The 16928-nt window shown below is 40.7% G+C and carries 15 protein-coding genes; 7 read left to right on the forward strand and 8 right to left on the reverse strand.

Features of this window, described 5'->3' with window-relative positions; all coding sequences use genetic code 11:
* Positions 1-11 precede the first annotated feature (11 nt).
* From F2B13_RS00805 to F2B13_RS00830, 6 genes are all read right to left on the reverse strand, one after another.
* Positions 12-920 (reverse strand): mechanosensitive ion channel family protein, encoded by a 909-nt coding sequence (locus tag F2B13_RS00805; RefSeq protein WP_149302747.1) that lies wholly within the window; start codon positions 918-920, stop codon positions 12-14.
* 139 nt (positions 921-1059) lie between these two features.
* A complete protein-coding gene (locus F2B13_RS00810) occupies positions 1060-1896 on the reverse strand; it encodes a universal stress protein (protein WP_149302750.1) in 837 nt (278 codons plus the stop codon).
* A 28-nt stretch (positions 1897-1924) separates the two neighbouring features.
* Positions 1925-2767 carry a universal stress protein gene (locus F2B13_RS00815; protein WP_149277006.1) on the reverse strand — a complete coding sequence of 281 codons (843 nt, stop codon included), beginning with the start codon at positions 2765-2767 and terminating at the stop codon, positions 1925-1927.
* Positions 2768-2807: 40 nt separating this feature from the next.
* Positions 2808-3647, reverse strand: a complete 840-nt coding sequence (locus F2B13_RS00820) for a universal stress protein (RefSeq protein ID WP_149277007.1) — start codon at positions 3645-3647, stop codon at positions 2808-2810.
* 169 nt (positions 3648-3816) lie between these two features.
* Positions 3817-4866 (reverse strand): response regulator, encoded by a 1050-nt coding sequence (locus F2B13_RS00825; protein ID WP_149277008.1) that lies wholly within the window; start codon positions 4864-4866, stop codon positions 3817-3819.
* A gap of 37 nt (positions 4867-4903) precedes the next feature.
* Positions 4904-6802: a sensor histidine kinase gene (locus F2B13_RS00830; RefSeq protein ID WP_149277009.1), complete on the reverse strand. Its 1899-nt coding sequence runs from the start codon at positions 6800-6802 to the stop codon at positions 4904-4906.
* 344 nt (positions 6803-7146) lie between these two features.
* Between F2B13_RS00830 and F2B13_RS00835 the strand changes: the two genes are divergently transcribed.
* The gene (locus tag F2B13_RS00835; protein ID WP_149277010.1) at positions 7147-7596 is read left to right on the forward strand and encodes a hypothetical protein; all 450 of its coding nucleotides are present in this window, start codon (positions 7147-7149) and stop codon (positions 7594-7596) included.
* 15 nt (positions 7597-7611) lie between these two features.
* Here F2B13_RS00835 and F2B13_RS00840 read toward each other — a convergent pair whose 3' ends face one another.
* The gene (locus F2B13_RS00840) at positions 7612-8565 is read right to left on the reverse strand and encodes an ROK family protein (protein WP_198439877.1); all 954 of its coding nucleotides are present in this window, start codon (positions 8563-8565) and stop codon (positions 7612-7614) included.
* A 125-nt stretch (positions 8566-8690) separates the two neighbouring features.
* On the opposite strand from F2B13_RS00840, the gene F2B13_RS00845 reads away from it, so the two are divergent.
* Together F2B13_RS00845 and F2B13_RS00850 are read left to right on the forward strand one after the other, a co-directional pair.
* The gene (locus F2B13_RS00845; protein WP_149277012.1) at positions 8691-9086 is read left to right on the forward strand and encodes a hypothetical protein; all 396 of its coding nucleotides are present in this window, start codon (positions 8691-8693) and stop codon (positions 9084-9086) included.
* Positions 9087-9158: 72 nt separating this feature from the next.
* Positions 9159-10163: a c-type heme family protein gene (locus F2B13_RS00850; RefSeq protein WP_149277013.1), complete on the forward strand. Its 1005-nt coding sequence runs from the start codon at positions 9159-9161 to the stop codon at positions 10161-10163.
* 43 nt (positions 10164-10206) lie between these two features.
* Here the strand turns inward: F2B13_RS00850 and F2B13_RS00855 are convergent, their stop codons facing one another.
* Positions 10207-11055 (reverse strand): universal stress protein, encoded by an 849-nt coding sequence (locus F2B13_RS00855; protein WP_149302753.1) that lies wholly within the window; start codon positions 11053-11055, stop codon positions 10207-10209.
* A gap of 963 nt (positions 11056-12018) precedes the next feature.
* Here F2B13_RS00855 and F2B13_RS00860 point away from each other — a divergent pair.
* The 4 genes from F2B13_RS00860 (at position 12019) to F2B13_RS00875 (ending at position 16901) form a co-directional block, all read left to right on the forward strand.
* Positions 12019-13122: an efflux RND transporter periplasmic adaptor subunit gene (locus F2B13_RS00860; protein ID WP_149302756.1), complete on the forward strand. Its 1104-nt coding sequence runs from the start codon at positions 12019-12021 to the stop codon at positions 13120-13122.
* Positions 13119-14381: an ABC transporter permease gene (locus F2B13_RS00865; RefSeq protein ID WP_149302758.1), complete on the forward strand. Its 1263-nt coding sequence runs from the start codon at positions 13119-13121 to the stop codon at positions 14379-14381. Before F2B13_RS00860 ends, F2B13_RS00865 begins: the two co-directional genes overlap by 4 nt.
* 8 nt (positions 14382-14389) lie before the next feature.
* Positions 14390-15064 carry an ABC transporter ATP-binding protein gene (locus F2B13_RS00870; RefSeq protein ID WP_149302761.1) on the forward strand — a complete coding sequence of 225 codons (675 nt, stop codon included), beginning with the start codon at positions 14390-14392 and terminating at the stop codon, positions 15062-15064.
* Positions 15065-15464: 400 nt separating this feature from the next.
* Positions 15465-16901, forward strand: coding sequence for a sulfatase family protein (locus F2B13_RS00875; protein WP_149302764.1), 1437 nt, complete (start codon positions 15465-15467; stop codon positions 16899-16901).
* Positions 16902-16928 lie beyond the last annotated feature (27 nt).

Consider the following 16928-nt stretch of genomic DNA (forward strand, 5'->3'; position numbering starts at 1 on the left):
TTCCTTTTCTTTCAAGGCATTCTGTTTTTTAGATTGACGTCGACCTCGGGTATCTTAAGTAATTGGAGGGAGGCTGAGGCTAGTACGACCTTACCTTTAGTGGCTCTGATTTTATACTCTATTTCTTCGAACAACTCGTTTTGGGTGGCTCTTCTCTTTTTGTAATCTGTAATATATCTCAAGTTTAGGGCGACCCAGTTATCGGTTACTTTAATGGCAATGGACGGTTCTATGGCAGCATTTTCTATGTAATAACGCTCTACCATGGCCGACCATCTGGCTTTGGACGCTTTGACATAATTGGCCAGCTGGTTTTGAGCAGTTTCTATGACCAACTTTTTGGCGACATCAAGGTCGGACTGAAAGGTGATGAAAATGTTCAATTCGTCCCAAACAAAAGGAAAATCCAAGGAGTAGTTTTTGATCGGCCCTTTGAATACGAAAGCATTACTAATTTTAACGATTCTACCGGAATAGTTGTCGGTGCTTACCCATTCACCTATTTCCATGATGGTCGTATAAATACTGTTAATATCGATGACGTCTCCTTTTATTCCATTGATTTCGATGCGATCCCCCGGTTTGTATACACGCACAAAAAAAATGTAGAAAGACCCGGTAATGCTCAGAATTAGTTCTTGAAGCGTGAATGCAAGGCCCGCAGTAAACAAACCGATGACGATACTATAATCTCCGATATCATTGACCGTAAATGAAATCAAGAGCATTATGATTATGAGGCCATAACCTATAATTTCTACTCCTTTTTGAGCCTTATACCGTAGCGAAGAATCTTCTATGCGACTTTTCAAGACCCGCTTCAATAGTACTATGACCACCAAGATCACTACAAGCCAAATGATCAGGATTAATATTCTGATGACCAAAGGGCTTTTCAAAAATTCAAATAGTTCGTGCACTTGCTATATCATTTTAGACAACGATGGGTAGGGTTTTCTATCCTACCTTAAGATAGCTTAATACCAATAATCTTTTACCCGGACCCCCCCTTTCTTTATTGGTCTATAGACGAATGTATTTTAGCGTTGCCTGGTTTTGTCAATCGGTGTAGGGTATCACCAAAAATGGTATGTTGATGTCAAAAGCGACCCTTTTTAGTACCGGCTCCCGAGTCATGCGCTCTAAAAAACTATGTTCGTAATTCAACATAGAAAGCATATCGATTTGAAGCTCCTCTAAAAAGACATTGATTGAATTGGCTTTGTTTTTGAACCGGGGCATCCAGGTAAAAGTATGGTCAAAGGGTAATAGATATTCCATCAAGACGCTTCTGTTCATTGTTTGGTATTTATCGAGAACTTCCTCTTCATTTATATGCATTACGTAGATTTTTGAATTAAAGCGACGCGCCATATAAAGAAGGGGTTGTAACAGGCCTGCGTCATAGGCATGTCGAAAATCGGTGACAAAAGCTATTTCTTTGGGCGGAATAAAATCTACTTCCTTGGGCACTGTGAGTACCGGGCACTTTTTAACGTTGCTGATTATATCAAGCGCATTGCTCCCCATAAGTATCGCTTCAATTTCCGAACGCCCACTATTTCCCATTACAACGAGGTCAATACTTTCCGATGCTACGACTTTAGCAGTAATGTCTACCAAGTTACCTCTTTTTGAAAGGGTTATAAAGAGGTGGTCGGCATCATCGTCATCACGTTTTATTCGATGCAATACCTCTTCGAGCCCCTCTGATGATTCATCTTCCAACTGCTGTGAGGGCTCTTTTTTGACAGGCTGTGAGCGTAAAGGCGTAAATGAATTAAATACGTTGAGGATATAAAATGTGCACGCCTCGCCGGTCACCAATCGTGTAGCTTGATAGAGTGCGTTATAGGCATTGTTCGAAAAATCGGTGAGTGCTATTATTTTTTTCATCTTATATTGGTGTACCTATGTCAATAATTTATTCGGAATAGGGAAGTACCATAAAGGGTATATTTACATGGAAGCCTATTTTTTTGATGATAGGCTCAATGAACAAACGTTCTAAAAATGTATGCTTGTTTTTTACCATCACCAAAAGATTCATCGGTTTTTTTATTTGAAAGTTATTAATGGCTTCTATAACGCCTTGGTTGGGAAGATCATGAAAAAGATGCGCAATTTTTCCCAGACGATGATCTAGATTTTGTTTGTTCTTTAGTTGGGTTTCGGTCAAATCATAGCCTGATGAGGCATGAATGACTTCGATACTGCTGATATGGTTTTGTGCTATATCCAATAAACAGATCAAGGAGGTTTTCCCATAGTCTACTTCATAGTCGGTGGGGAAGAGAATCTCTTTTGGAGGTTCGTACTCAAACTTTGAAGGTACGGCAATAATGGGGCATGTCGATTTTTGCAATGTATGTACTGTATTGGTGCCCAAAAGAATCTCCTTGGCCCCCGTAGCCCCTTGGGTGGCCATCACGATTAAATCGACTTTCTCGTTCTCCGTCGTCTTGAGAATTTCATCGACCAATACGTTATAGGCAGAATGCACGATAAAGGTGTGGTTCGGATTTTCGAACTCCGCAATCAAGTTTTTTTTCAATTCCTCAAGTTGACTTGATGAGCTCTCTTGGTAAATATCGCCCAGACCTATCTGGGCGGGACTATGTAATACATATTCCGCCTGATAGATGGTAGGAATGTAGGTGTTGAGTAAATAAAAGGTGGTTTCTACATCTTTGAAAAGTTGAACGGCATATCTGATACCATTAAGAGCATTGTCTGAAAAGTCAGTGGGTAGAATGATTCGTTTCATGATACTGAATTTTATATTTCATTGATTCTATTAAAATGATCTATTCATGTAACACCAAAAAGGGCACCTTCGTGCTATAGCTTATTTCCTCGACCAAAGGCCTAAAGAGTATTCTTTGAAATAAGTTAAGGTTTTTAGCGACCATGGCAATCAAGTTGATGTGGTGCATTTCGGTAAATGCCTCTAGGGCATGTGCAAGTTTTGGGCCCGTTACCAAATGAAAACTATGATTTATTCCGACCAAATAATCGTCTAGAAAGTCCTTGTTTCTTTGCTGCTCTTCGGTGAGGTTTTCACCGTTTTTACAGAGGTGCAGAATCTGAATTGTGGCATCTTTCAAAGCGGCCATCTTTAATAGGGTATTTAATACATTAATGTCATATCCGATATGATAATCGGTAGCAAAGGCAATTTGCTTAGGGCTGGAATATTGGGCATTCTCAGGTACGGCCAATAACGGATGCTTGATTTTGGTAATTACATCCCCGGTATTGCTACCTACTGTTACTTTTTTAAGACCCGAGGCGCCCTTTGTACCCATAATGATGAGGTCTATTTTTTTCGTCTCGAGTTCCCTTTTTACAGCGTCGGTAAAATAATCGTATATCGCTAGGGCAACGAAGGTATGTTCGGTATTGAAAGGTAGAGCTTTAATTTTGACTATGAGTTCTTCTATTTGCTTTCTACTGCCCTTCAATAGGGTATCCTTAAAATTTTCGGAAGCGGCCTTTACCGATGTTCCCGCGCCTGAATAAGACGGTATCGGATTCACATGCAACAAGTAAAAAGTGCACCGATTTTCTTTAAGTAGTTCCAGACCATATTTTATTGCGTTCCAGGCATTCTCGGAAAAATCGGTGGGAATTAAAATTTGTTGCATGGCAGTAATGCTTTTGGTTACTGCCTTAAAACTACAGGTTACAATTTTCTAAGAAAATGATTATTGTCATATTACTACGGTCTGAATGAAGCGAGGAATTCGAAGTGTCCTGTTTTTATTCGAACCTTTAAGCTGATGAGAAAAACCAAGTTGAGCGTCGCTATTGTGATTATTTGATGCTTTTGAGTTTGGCGGCATCTATGATGCGAATATTTCTATCCTTGATATCGATAAGACCTTCTTTTTTAAAACTGGAAAGTGTCCGAATAAGGGTTTCGGTCGCCATTCCTGCAACACTGGCAAGGTCGCTTCGAAGAATATGTAGTTTACCATCGATTCCTTGGTCTAATTTCTCTGCAAACTTCAAAATGGTCCGGGCCGTTCTCTTCCGTACGGAACCATAAGCCATTTCGACCAATTGCTCTTTTACTTCAGATAGGTTTTCCGTAAAAAGCTGAATGAAATCAAATGCTAGTTCGGGATTGTTTTCAAGGATGGGCTTAAGCTCAGTTTTTGGGATACTCGTTAATCGGGTTTTTTCTATTGCGGTGGCCTGTTCTCGATAGCTCTCGTTTTTTGTGAAATCGCTAAAGCCGAAAAAATCGTTGGTTTTGTAGAGACCCGTTATGAGTTCTTTGCCCTTTTCATCGAGTCTATGCGTTTTCACAACCCCACTGATAATTAAATATATCAAAGTGCAGTGGATACCTTCCCGGTATATGGTTTCGCCATTTTCGAACTGTGAAATTTTGCCGTGCTCCTTCATGTATAGTATAAACTCCTGCAACGAACGCAAGCAAACTGATGAAGTAGCATGGGAAGTCTTTGAAATGTCCCGATCCTTAAGAATAGCGGATCGGGCCATTCGACTCTCTATGGCACCAATAAGCTCGTTTTCCGTAAAGGGCTTCGTTAAATAGTCATCTGCACCTTCCTGCATTCCTTTTCTTACATCTTGATACTCCGTTTTGGCAGAAAGGAAAATGAAGGGAATATCGCGAGTGCTTTCCTCCTCTGCAAGAGCTCTCAGTACACCATACCCATCAAGTTCAGGCATCATAATATCACAAATGATTACGTCGGGCAAACATTCAATGGCTGCCGAAACTCCTTTTTTTCCATTGGAAGCAGTCTTTACCACGTAGCCCGATAGTTCTAAAAGTTCTGCGGTGTTTGCCCTAAGCACACCATCATCTTCAATAAGCAAAACACTCTTCATAGTCATAGATAGTTACTTCCTTGAATAAGGCAAAACCTTAAGGCACCTCATTCGATTTCTTTTTTATGGGTAGTTCTAGCGTAAATGTACTCCCTTTGTGTTCAACGCTGGTAAAGGAAACACGACCACCCAGGTTTTCAACATGATTTTTGACAATGTTGAGACCAATACCGGTACCCTGACTGGTCAATACGTTTTCGGCCCTGAAATATCTTTTAAAAATATGTTTTTGGTCCTCCAAAGGAATCCCGATTCCCTGATCCACGACGTGAAAGACAATTCTATTCTCGGTCAAAGCTACCTTGAGGTCGATTTCCGTATCTTCTGGGGAATATCTTATGGCATTATAAATTAGGTTATTCAGACAAAGGCTTACTACTTTTTGATCTTGAAAAATTAAGATATCATCGATATTCTGGGGGTAGTTGATACGCTGTCCACTTTTTAACAGCATATTGGCCCCGTAAATTACCTCATTGATGATTTTGCTTAGCGAGAATTCAACAAACTTGTATACTTCCTTTCCTTCTTCTAGGCGTTCCATGGACAAAAAATCGGTGAGAATGCCATTCAGTTGGCGCACCTCTTCAATGATGGTCTTCAAATGTTTTTCGCGCTTTCCTTGATGCTCGGTACGTTCATACTTGCCTACAAGGGTCGCCGAAGTTAGAATAGCACTTAATGGAGTCTTGAATTCGTGGGAAACCATAGAAAGAAATTTTGTTTTCAAGTCATTAAGTTCTTTTTCTTTGGCCAGGGCACTTTTTAATTGCTTGGTACGTTTTTCTACTGTTTTTTCTAACTTTTCAGTATAGTTTTTTCTTTCTGAAATATCGAGGATATAAGCGACTACGACCTGCTTATTTCCCTTTTCCGATAATTGCAGGTGAACTTCGACCGGGTACGTTGATCCGTTTTTTCTTTGGTGTAGTGTTTCGAAGTTAATTTTTTCTTTTTCACCAAGTACCAGAGGGCGTATCAGTTTTAGAAATGCGGTTTTATCGAAACGTGGCTTAAGGTCTAAAGGGGTAAGGTCTTTAAATTCAGATAGGCTGTAGCCTGTATTCTTTTGGGCGCCATAGTTCACATTGATAAAGAATAAGGAATGGGCGTCGAAAACATAGATTTCATTCAATGACGCATTGAATATTTTACCGAGGTGAATGAGTTCTTGGGCGACCGTTTTACGATAAGTAATATCGTTTTGTATTCCTACGAAATGTGTGATTTGACCTTCTTCATCCATAATCGGATTGATAGAGACCTCGTTCCAGAAGAGGGTTCCGTCTTTCTTGTAATTTTTGATTTCGACCTGACAGCTGGTTCCGTTTTTAATGGCCTCCCTCATTCGTTTAACACCTTCTTGATTACGATCGTCTGCCTGCAAAAACCTACAATTTCTTTGATATATTTCTTCTTCGGTATATCCCGAAAGTTCTTGAAATGCAGAATTAAAGTACACAATGGGGTTGTCCGGCTGCTGGGCGTCGGTAATGACAATTCCATTAAGGGCAGATTCCAGAGCTGCCGTATGTATCTCATGTTTTCTTTCTATCTCTTTACGCTTCGTTATATCCCTAACCAGGGCCAATACGTAGGAGTGTCCATATAGTGAAAAGGTGTTTAGGCTAATCTGTACAGGAAATTCTTTGCCGTTTTTTTTACGGCCCAAGCGCATTTTAGTGCTTGCTGTAGTTGCTTCCGCACCTTCTTTAAAATAGGGCAGGAGGTATTCTTTATACGGTTTTCGTAGAGTCTCAGGTATCAGGATTTCAAAAAATTGCCCCCTGATCCCATCCTTTGTATACTCGAAAATCCGTTCGGCTTGAGAGTTGGATGCCACTATCAAATAGTCATCGTTGATAACCAATATACCTTCTGAAACTGCTTCTGACAGCAGATTGAAAATATTACTGTTCTTCTCAAAAACATGCATTTTGTAAGATATTCTAGGTTAATTCCTTCTTCTTAGCATTTAACTCACTACGTAATCTTTATTAAAAATACGGACAATAAATTAGTAATTGGTATACTTCGGACCATGTAATTCCAAAGACGTTTTAAAGATGGTAAACCTAGGCCTTTTTCAAGGCCATTACCTAAAAATACAGGAGGGGAGAAAAAGAGTCAAGCCGAAGTTTGTGGGGAGGTAGCTCTTGAAAGAGCATTCTCCACAGATTGCTTTTCTCTTTTTCAAACATGATAAAAATCATTTTGGTGCAGTGTTTTTGCACTTAATTTTATGGGATAAAATCAAATGTAGATTTAAAAAATACTATCATGGCAGACTATAGAGCGAGGCCAAAGGCCGATTTCATTCAAGAGACCAATTGGCAAGAACTGTACGTGTTAACAAATCATTGGAAATCGGATATGTTGTTTTATAAAGATGATTTGAAGTTCTTGCACCATTTAATCGATAAGTACTTTATTTGGATAACCCAGAAAGATAATATAAACGAAGTTCAAGAAATTGGAAGGGATATTCTCAAGGATACTAGGGAATGCGAATTACTGATCGAGAAAATTGAAAACCATCTTTTACATATTGGTACCGCAATAAAAGAGCCTTTGAAAAAGGATTCGGGCAAATTTAGGGATGAGCACCAAGAGTTAGAAGACGAGATAGCCTATTTTATCAAAACTGTCAGGGAGAACCGTAAGCAATTGTTTAAGGTAACCGAGCACGTACTCGACAGTGAACAACTAGCGCATCTCGTGGAGAAATAGCGAACTGTTGGGTAATCAACCAAACGCCAAGGCTGCCGGTCCTAGAATAGTACTGGTTCCAGAGGTATTTGAAATCATTACCTTGATCCGGTTTTTGTAGGCAGCAAAAAGATTTTGTTCCATTGCCGCTATCGTCGGCTCAAGTAGAATACTTCCTGCCTTGCTTAGTCCTCCTAAAAGAATAAATGCCTCAGGATCTAGATGGGCGGCGGTATCCGCCAATTGAACCCCTAAGGTTTCAGCTGTCATTTTAAATGCTTTGAGTGCTATGGGGTCTCCGTCAAGGGCGGCTTTTGAGATGATTTCTCCAGTCATTGCTTCAAAACTGATGCTGCGAAGCGCAGAATCATCGGTCATCTCGGCAATAAGTTCAAAAATAGTACGGCGCATTCCGGTGACAGAAACGTAGGTTTCGAGACAACCCTTTAAGCCACAGTTACAAAATCTAGCACTTGGACCAGGATCGACATTGACATGCCCAAGTTCCCCGGCCATGCCGTGTGCCCCGACCAGCAGTTGGCCATTCGAAATAATACCGCTTCCCAATCCCGTACCAAGGGTCAAAACGATAAAATTTTCCATTCCTCTGCCTTTGCCAAATTGCAGTTCGCCCAATGCGGAAGCATTGGCATCGTTTGCAATCGTTACCGGTAGATCGAACATACGCGTAAGTGACTCTTTCAAAGGAACCTGATCGCCCCATCTCAGATTTGCGGCATGCTCGATATGCCCCGTATTTGCATTTGCGTTGGGAGCCCCGACCCCTACTGCGATGATCTTTTGACGTATATTGGCCGCTGTTAGCAGTCTTTTACTCTCATTTTCCAATTTCTTCAAAAATTCTTCGAAGGGAGCCCCTGCGCCTGTGGAGAATTTTGAAGATTTTAGTATAGCTCCATTGCGCGTGACCAACCCTAATTTTGTATAGGTTCCGCCGATATCAATGGCCCAGACGGCCTCATTTTCCATAAAAGTAGCATTTTGACAAAGAAATGAATAATAACGATTCAAAAGCATGACAAGAATCATATTACAGGCCATAGGAACCTTATATTTTTGAAAGTGTCAATAGATGTTCAACCAAAATTTTAAGAATGGATCCATCAGAAAAAGTCGGGAACGAACTTTACCAAAATTTGGGAAAACTATTTTATGCGATAGCTATAGCCGATCGCAAGGTTAAAATAAAAGAAGTCGAAAAGCTGAGACAAGATGTGCGTAAATATTGGTTGGATGTAGATGCAATCGAAGATGAATTTGGAAGTGATGCCGCCTATCAAATTGAAATTGTTTTTGATTGGCTCAACAAAGAAGAAAATGAAGGAGGGTATTATTTTGATGAATTTAAAGACTTTTACCGTGAGCACCCTTCGAAATTCGATTCAACTATTAAGCAATTAATATGGAGAACGGCCAATGATATTGCTGATTCCTATGCAGGAAAGAACAAATCTGAGTTGGTAGTATTGGGAAAGCTAAAATTGTGTTAGGGATTTAAGGGCGTCAATTATGTATAAAGTAACCAAAGGTTTAATAGGGCAATCCCCCGAAAAAGAGGAAATATGAAACGAATAATTGTGTCTATGGGTATGCTAATTTTTGTGGGCTGCAATCAGTCCAAAAAGTCGGACGTGCCTACCGAAAATCAGATTTCAGGACAAAGTGCCTTGCAAATTCAAGATGAGCACCCCGGAAAACTCTTGATGGAAAAGGAATGCTACGTTTGCCACAATCCGAAGTCTACAAGGGCTGATATGATCGCTCCGCCCATGATCGCCATAAAAAAACATTATATCGATGGAAATACGAGTAAAGAAGCCTTTTCGGAAGCTTTGATAAGATGGGTGAACGACCCGGAAGCAGAGACCAAAATGCCCGGAGCCCATAAAACTTTTGGCAGCATGCCGTATCTACCATACACTGACGATGCGATAAAGCAAATTGCAGAATACATGTACGATAATGAAATCGAGAAACCCGAATGGTTTGAAGCTCATTTTAGGAGGGCCCACCATAAAACGAACGGTATCGAGGGATGTCAATGCATGGTCTTTGATGAGGAGCCCGAAACTACCTATAGTGAGATCGGACTGGGTTATGCCAATCAAGCCAAAGCCGCTCTAGGAAAAAAATTGATCAGTGCGATTCAAGATAAGGGCACTGTAGGTGCAATCGGTTTCTGTAATGCGCATGCCATACGATTGACGGACAGTATATCGACAATGAAAAATGCGGTTATACGACGCGTATCCGACCAACCTAGAAATCAAAATAATCGAGCCACTGAAGAAGAATTACGTTATGTCGAATTTTTCAAACGTACCGTTTCGTCAGGCAGTGAAGTTCAGCCCGTGGTCAATATCTCCAATGGAGAAGTTGATTTTTACTATCCGATCATTACCAACGCTATGTGCCTGCAGTGCCATGGAAAGCCCAAAGAGCAAATACTGCCGGAAACCCTTGGAATTTTGACAAAAATGTATCCCGATGACAAGGCTACAGGTTATGGAGAGCGTCAGGTCAGAGGCATTTGGGCGATTAAATTCGAAACCAATACAATAAGGTAGGTTCGTTCTGGCAACAAAAAGTTTGATATTCCGTGTCGTAAAATTATGGTGCTGCGTTATGCTTGAAGGTCATTACGGGTAATTCGGTATGATTAGCAAGAGCTTCGCCGATACTGCCTTTAAAAAAATGGGCAAGGCCTTTTCGGCCATGCGTGATTACGGAAATCAAGTCAGCATCAATATTTTTCGCGTGGTTATACATTCCTTCCTCAACACTGTAACTGGATATTTGTGCTATCTGCATATTTCTGGGAAGTCCATTGTGATGGGCAACTCCTAAAAACATATCGATTTTTGATTGTATCTCCTTAGTACTCATAAATTTGATGCCGGGCAGGTTTACATGTACGAGATGTACTTCGGCCTTCATAGAGGCAAAAAATCTTTCCGCCTTGTGGTACGCCGGCATGGTCTCTATTTGAAAATCGAGACCTAGAACGACCCTTTCCGCTTTAAAGTCAGGCGAGGGCCTTTTTATGACCAGTACAGGAACCTCGGAAGTACGAACCACCTTCTCGGTGTTAGACCCTACAAAAATTTCGCTCAACCCGTCTGAACCGTGCGACCCCATAACGATCAAATCAGCGTTATTTTCTTTTGCCACTGCATTGACTTCCTCAAAAACCTTATAGTTCTGAACCGTTTGTGATGTTTTGATGTTCTTCAGAAACGGTTTATCTAAAAATTCTTTAAACCTCTTTTTTGCCAATTTCATATAAAATTGTGCCTCTAGGAACGATTGTGATTCATCTCGGGTAAAAATAGCCTCCGAAAGCCCCAACATGTGGAGAAAAATGATTTCGGCATCATAGGTTTTCGCCATATCGGCGGCCACCTCGGTAGCATAGGTAGAATGCTCCGAAAAATCTATGGGAACAAGTATTTTTTTCATCGGTATTTGACTTTTTATAGTTGATAGGGTCTTTCATAACCCTTCTTTTTCTTTCATAGGCTAATTAACCCTTTTAGAATGAAAGACTTGCATTTAAACGAGGCACCTTCTAAAGATGAACGTAACAAAAATGAATTTTTCTCATTTTGAAAAAGAAACAAACCTATGAAATGGACACTTTTTTAATAGATAAGGGCCACAAACTATAAGATAAAGGTACACCTAAACGATTACCGATGCCATGATAAATATCAGTAAATGGATGCTTGTTGTAGTGGTCGTTGATCGTGCTATCGAGGGTAGCATCATATGCCCAAATTTGGTCAAGGGCTATTTTGGTATTTGATCTATATAGTATCCTGTTCACCATTGGGTCTCATGAGCTAAAATGTGTAAGACCCTAGCAAGGTACGGTTTTGAGCTTGTATCGTTTCGTTTTAAGGTTGTGCAGAACCATTCCCCAATGTAATGGCCAAGACCTTTTCATTGAGGATCCCAAGACTCTTGATGGAGCGCGTCGTAGGATGGTCGGAACCTCAATTGTAGGTATTTACACGGGGAACATAAAGTTCGATACGTTGACTTTTGATATACCTTGCGGCTGCTAACGTTACGACCTTAACTGACCACTTTTTCTCCTCAGGACCTTCGGCGAAAGGAAGACAAGCCTTTTCAGCAAGATTATAGAAGAGATCCTGATTGAAAACAATCAACACTTTATGATCGCTATTTAAAGCCTAGTGATCCAAGTTTTTTATGACCTCCTTTTTGGGCTACAAGGGGTGGGAGGCCCTATAACAACAAGGGGATGGCGCTACTAATAATCACGCCATATCCTTTACATTTTAAGCTGATTTAATGTACTAAATTATATGGATAGGTAACGTCATTACAGGGCGATATGATAAAAATCATATCCTTACCCTTGCGTTTCTGCTACTTTTACCTAACAAATTGAGTACGATGCGGCAAAATTTTCATTCAAAGATTATTGGAGTGTTTTTTGGATCCGCTTTTATATTTTCTGGCTGTGGAACGAACCGTGAAAGCGTATTTCCTGAGAAAACAAGCTTGACCGAATCAGTCTATTCATCCGTCACCGTTCAACCGGACAGCATGTACCAAGCCTATGCCACCGTGGCTGGGATAATTGATAAAAACTTGGTGGTCGAAGGAGATACGGTCTCAAGGGGTGCCCCCTTGGTACAGCTTGTAAATACCACTCCAAAACTAAATACTCAGAACACAGGTTTGGCCCTGCAATTGGCTCAAGAGAAGTATGACGGTACTTCCGCTATTCTTAAGGGAATCAAAGACGAAATAGCCGCTGCGGAGTTGAAATTCCAGAACGATTCCATCAATTATTTTAGGCAACAGCGCCTATGGAGTCAGGGGATAGGTTCAAAAGCCGAGTACGATAACCTCAAATTGGCATATGAGCTTTCTTCTAACGATTTAAGTCTTCTCGAGCAACGGTATGAAAGCACCAAGAACGAGCTGGAGAGCTATGTGAAACAAGCTCGTAATAAGTATAAGGCCGCTCAAGTAACGACGGGCGATTTTACAGTAACAAGCAAAATTCGGGGAAAGGTATATGCCGTACTAAAAAATCAAGGTGAAATCGTCACAACCATGGAACCATTGGCCATTATCGGTAGTTCGAATGATTTTGTGATAGAAATGCTAGTCGATGAGGTCGATATCGTAAAGATAGCTATCGGACAGAAGACGCTCATCACGCTGGATGCGTACAAAAATGAAGTTTTCAATGCCAAAGTGAGCAAGATATACCCTAGAAAAGATGAACGCTCGCAGACCTTTAAGGTCGAAGCACTTTTTGATAACCCACCAAATACCCTTTACCCTGGTCTGGCAGGCGAGGGTAATATCATTATCGACATGCGCGAAGACGTACTTACAATTCCAAAGGCTTTTCTCGTTAACGGCAACGAAGTGGAAACCGCGCAGGGACGGATACAGCTTCAACTTGGACTTGAGAATTTAGAGCGTGCAGAAGTTATAGATGGTATTGATTCGAACACCGAAATTTTAATGCCGGAAAAATGACCAATTGGAAAGTCATACTCAATATAGCGAAGACACACTTGCTGACCAAAATGAAAAGTACGGTTACTGCAGCGTTGGGGGTCACTTTCGGCATTGGTGCCTATATCACCATGGTGAGTTTTATGACGGGACTTAACGGACTGCTTGATGGTCTGGTACTGAATAGAACGCCACATATTCATATTTACAATGAAATAGAACCTTCAAAGAGTCAACCCATTGACCTTTATTCCGAATTTAAAACGTCATTGAACGTCGTGCACTCCGTAAAACCGAAGCAAAGCCAGAAAAAAATACACAACGCACTTCCAATTCTTAGCTACCTCAAATCCAATGAAATGGTCAAAGGAGCCACGCCACAAGTCCAGGCTCAAATATTTTATGTCTCGGGTTCTATAGAGCTTGGGGGTAATCTTATAGGTGTTGATATACTGGAAGAGCAAAGGCTTTCAAACTTTCAGGATTATATCATCGACAGTACCCCAAAAGATCTTGCGAATACTATGAACGGTATTTTCTTAGGTGCCGGTTTGGCAAAAAAAATGTCGCTCGATATTGGTGATAGGGTACAAATAAGTACGGTTAGAGGAGGTGTTTTTCCTTTAAAAATTGTGGGGCTCTACCAAAGCGGACTTTCAGAAATCGATAATACCGTAAGTTATGTAAACTTAAAGACGGCTCAACGTATTTTGGGTGAGACCGAAGGATATATCACCGATATTAATATTAAGCTGTTCGACATAGGGAAAGCAGTACTCATGGCAGGGCGATGGGAGCAGCAATTTAATGTTAAGGCCACGGACATAAAGGAGGCCAACGCTCAGTTCGAGACGGGTTCGAATATAAGAAATTTGATTACGTATGCCGTATCCATTACCTTATTGATCGTCGCAGGTTTTGGCATCTACAACATTCTGAATATGCTCATCTATGAAAAAATGAAGGATATAGCCATCTTGAAGGCAACGGGATTTTCCGGGAAGGATGTGCAACTTATTTTTATGAGCCAGGCCATGCTAATTGGTATAATCGGAGGAGTATTAGGGCTACTTATCGGTTTTGGGCTTTCGGTCATGATCGACCATGCGCCTTTTGAAACCGAAGCACTTCCTACCATTAAGACCTATCCGGTCAATTACCAGATCGGCTATTATGTGATTGGATTTTTATTTGCCATGATTTCAACCTTCATCGCGGGGTATTTACCGGCCAACAAAGCGAAAAAGATTGATCCTGTCAGAATAATAAGAGGCACTTAATCTGTTTTATGGAACACGTTCTTAAAGCCAGCAATATAAACAAGCACTTCTACAAACCGAAAGATTTTCATGTGCTCAAAGATATTTCCTTTGCCGTTAGTTCAAGTGAATTCGTTTCCATAATGGGGAAATCGGGTTCTGGTAAATCGACTTTGTTATATATTCTCTCAACTATGGATACGGACTATACGGGAGAGCTCTATCTGAACGGAAATCTGGTTACGGGTCGCCATCATCAAGAACTTTCTCGCATTCGTAATAAGAACATAGGTTTTGTTTTTCAATTTCATTATTTATTATCCGAGTTTACGGTATTGGAAAATGTAATGCTTCCAGCAAAGAAGTTAGCTGAAAAATCGAATGCCCGAATTAAAAAGGATGGACTGGAGAAGTTGGAAATGCTAAACATTGCCCATCTAGCCGGTCAGAGGGCATCGAGGATATCAGGTGGTGAAAAACAGCGGGTGGCCATAGCAAGGGCACTTATCAATAACCCAACCATACTGATGGGGGATGAACCTACAGGTAATCTCGATAGTCACAATTCAGAAAATGTTTTCAAAATTTTCAAACGTTTGAAAGAAGAAGAAGGTCTTTCGCTATTGGTCGTGACGCACGATGAGGATTTTGCAAACAGGACAGACCGAATTATTGAGATGGAAGATGGACGAATTTTACCCTGATGATAAAACAAGAGGTTTTTTGATTTGGTAAATAATCCAAATCACTTTTATTTACTTTTAAAACTATACGGGCAGTACCCATGCCTAATATCACAAGGCCAATAAAGCACTTTAGTAATTCTTCTGTAATGCTGTGCAAGAATGCTCCCTTCAACTAGATGTCAAAAATTCGTATCGACAAAGGAGCTTAATCATTTAAATATAATTTCGATATTTACGGTTTAGGTATTACTACTTATATCAATGGTTTTTAATTGCAGGGATCATCTGAAGCATTTTAATACCTTTTATTAGGTTTCGATGTGTCTCAACAATTTTCTAACGGTACGGTGCAGGATGGATGGTAACAAATTGGGCGCTAAATTAGCTACGAGCACAACAAAATAAATAGGGTTGGTATATGAATCGTTTAAAACACTTTATGGGGATTACTGGGATGGTAATCCTTATTTTAGGATGCAAAGAGAGTAAAAGCATTACCACGGAAATAGTACGTCCGAATGTTTTGATTCTTCTTACTGACCAATGGAGGGCACAAGCTGCCGGTTATTCAGGGGATCCTAATGTAAACACTCCCCATCTGGACAGTCTTGCGGCCATAAGTGTAAACTTCAAGAATGCCGTATCGGGTATGCCCGTTTGTTCCCCTTTTAGGGCTTCCTTGCTTACTGGACAGCGACCCTTGACTCATGGAGTATTTATGAATGACGTGCAGTTGGATACCAGTGCCGTTACTATGGCCGAAATATATGGTAAGCGGGGTTACGATACTGGATATATCGGCAAATGGCATTTAGATGGCCATGGAAGATTACAGAATGTTGAGCCAGGACCAAGAAGGCAGGGGTTCAACTACTGGAAGGCCAATGAATGTACCCATAACTACAATCATTCGGTATATTATGATAATAAGGATCCTGAAAGAAAACTATGGGATGGATATGATACTTTCGAACAGACCGAAGAAGCTATTGATTATATTAAAGGCCGTCAAGAAGCGATGAATCCTTTTTTAATGGTGGTTTCCTACGGCACCCCTCACGCCCCGTATCATACAGCCCCGGAAGACTATCGTAAGCGATTCGATCCTGAAAAGATAGTTTTACGGAAAAATGTACCCGATAGTATGCGAGTTCAAGTTAAAAAAGATTTAGCTGGTTATTATGCACATATTGCAGCACTTGACGATATGATTGGTAAGGTCATGTATAATCTGAGAGCAACTGGACAGCTAGAAAATACTATTATTGTATTCACAGCAGACCATGGTGATTTGCTTGGGTCGCATGGAGCCTACAAAAAGCAGCAGCCCTATAACGAATCTATTCGGGTACCCATGCTATTTTATTTACCAAAATCGTTGGGCATTGCTGAAGGAGAACGTCAAGCCTTGATGAATTCAGAAGATATTTTACCGACCCTTTTAAGTTTAAGTGATATTGCTATACCTGAAACTATGGAAGGCGTAGATTACAGACCGTATCTTGAAGGAGAGGTCGGTCTAGGTGAGGAAACCTTAATAAGCTGTGTACAACCTTTTGGTCAATGGAACAGGGTTCAACATGGGGGTAAGGAGTATCGCGGCCTCGTTACGCTTCAATACACTTATGTAAGGGATTTGAACGGTCCTTGGTTGTTGTTCGATAATATAGCCGATCCCTATCAAATGAATAATTTGGTCGGCAATCCCGATTATGCGACGTTACAGAAAGATCTTGACAAGCGCTTATCGATCAGGCTGATAGAAACGGAAGATGAATTTCTAACCGGTATGGATTACGTGGAAAAATGGGGATATCCGGTCGATGACACTGAAACCGTTCCGTATACCCAGTAAAAGAATAACTGAAACGAAAAAGAGTGC

It is taken from the genome of Pareuzebyella sediminis, assembly GCF_008367235.1.
Classification (GTDB): domain Bacteria; phylum Bacteroidota; class Bacteroidia; order Flavobacteriales; family Flavobacteriaceae; genus Pareuzebyella; species Pareuzebyella sediminis.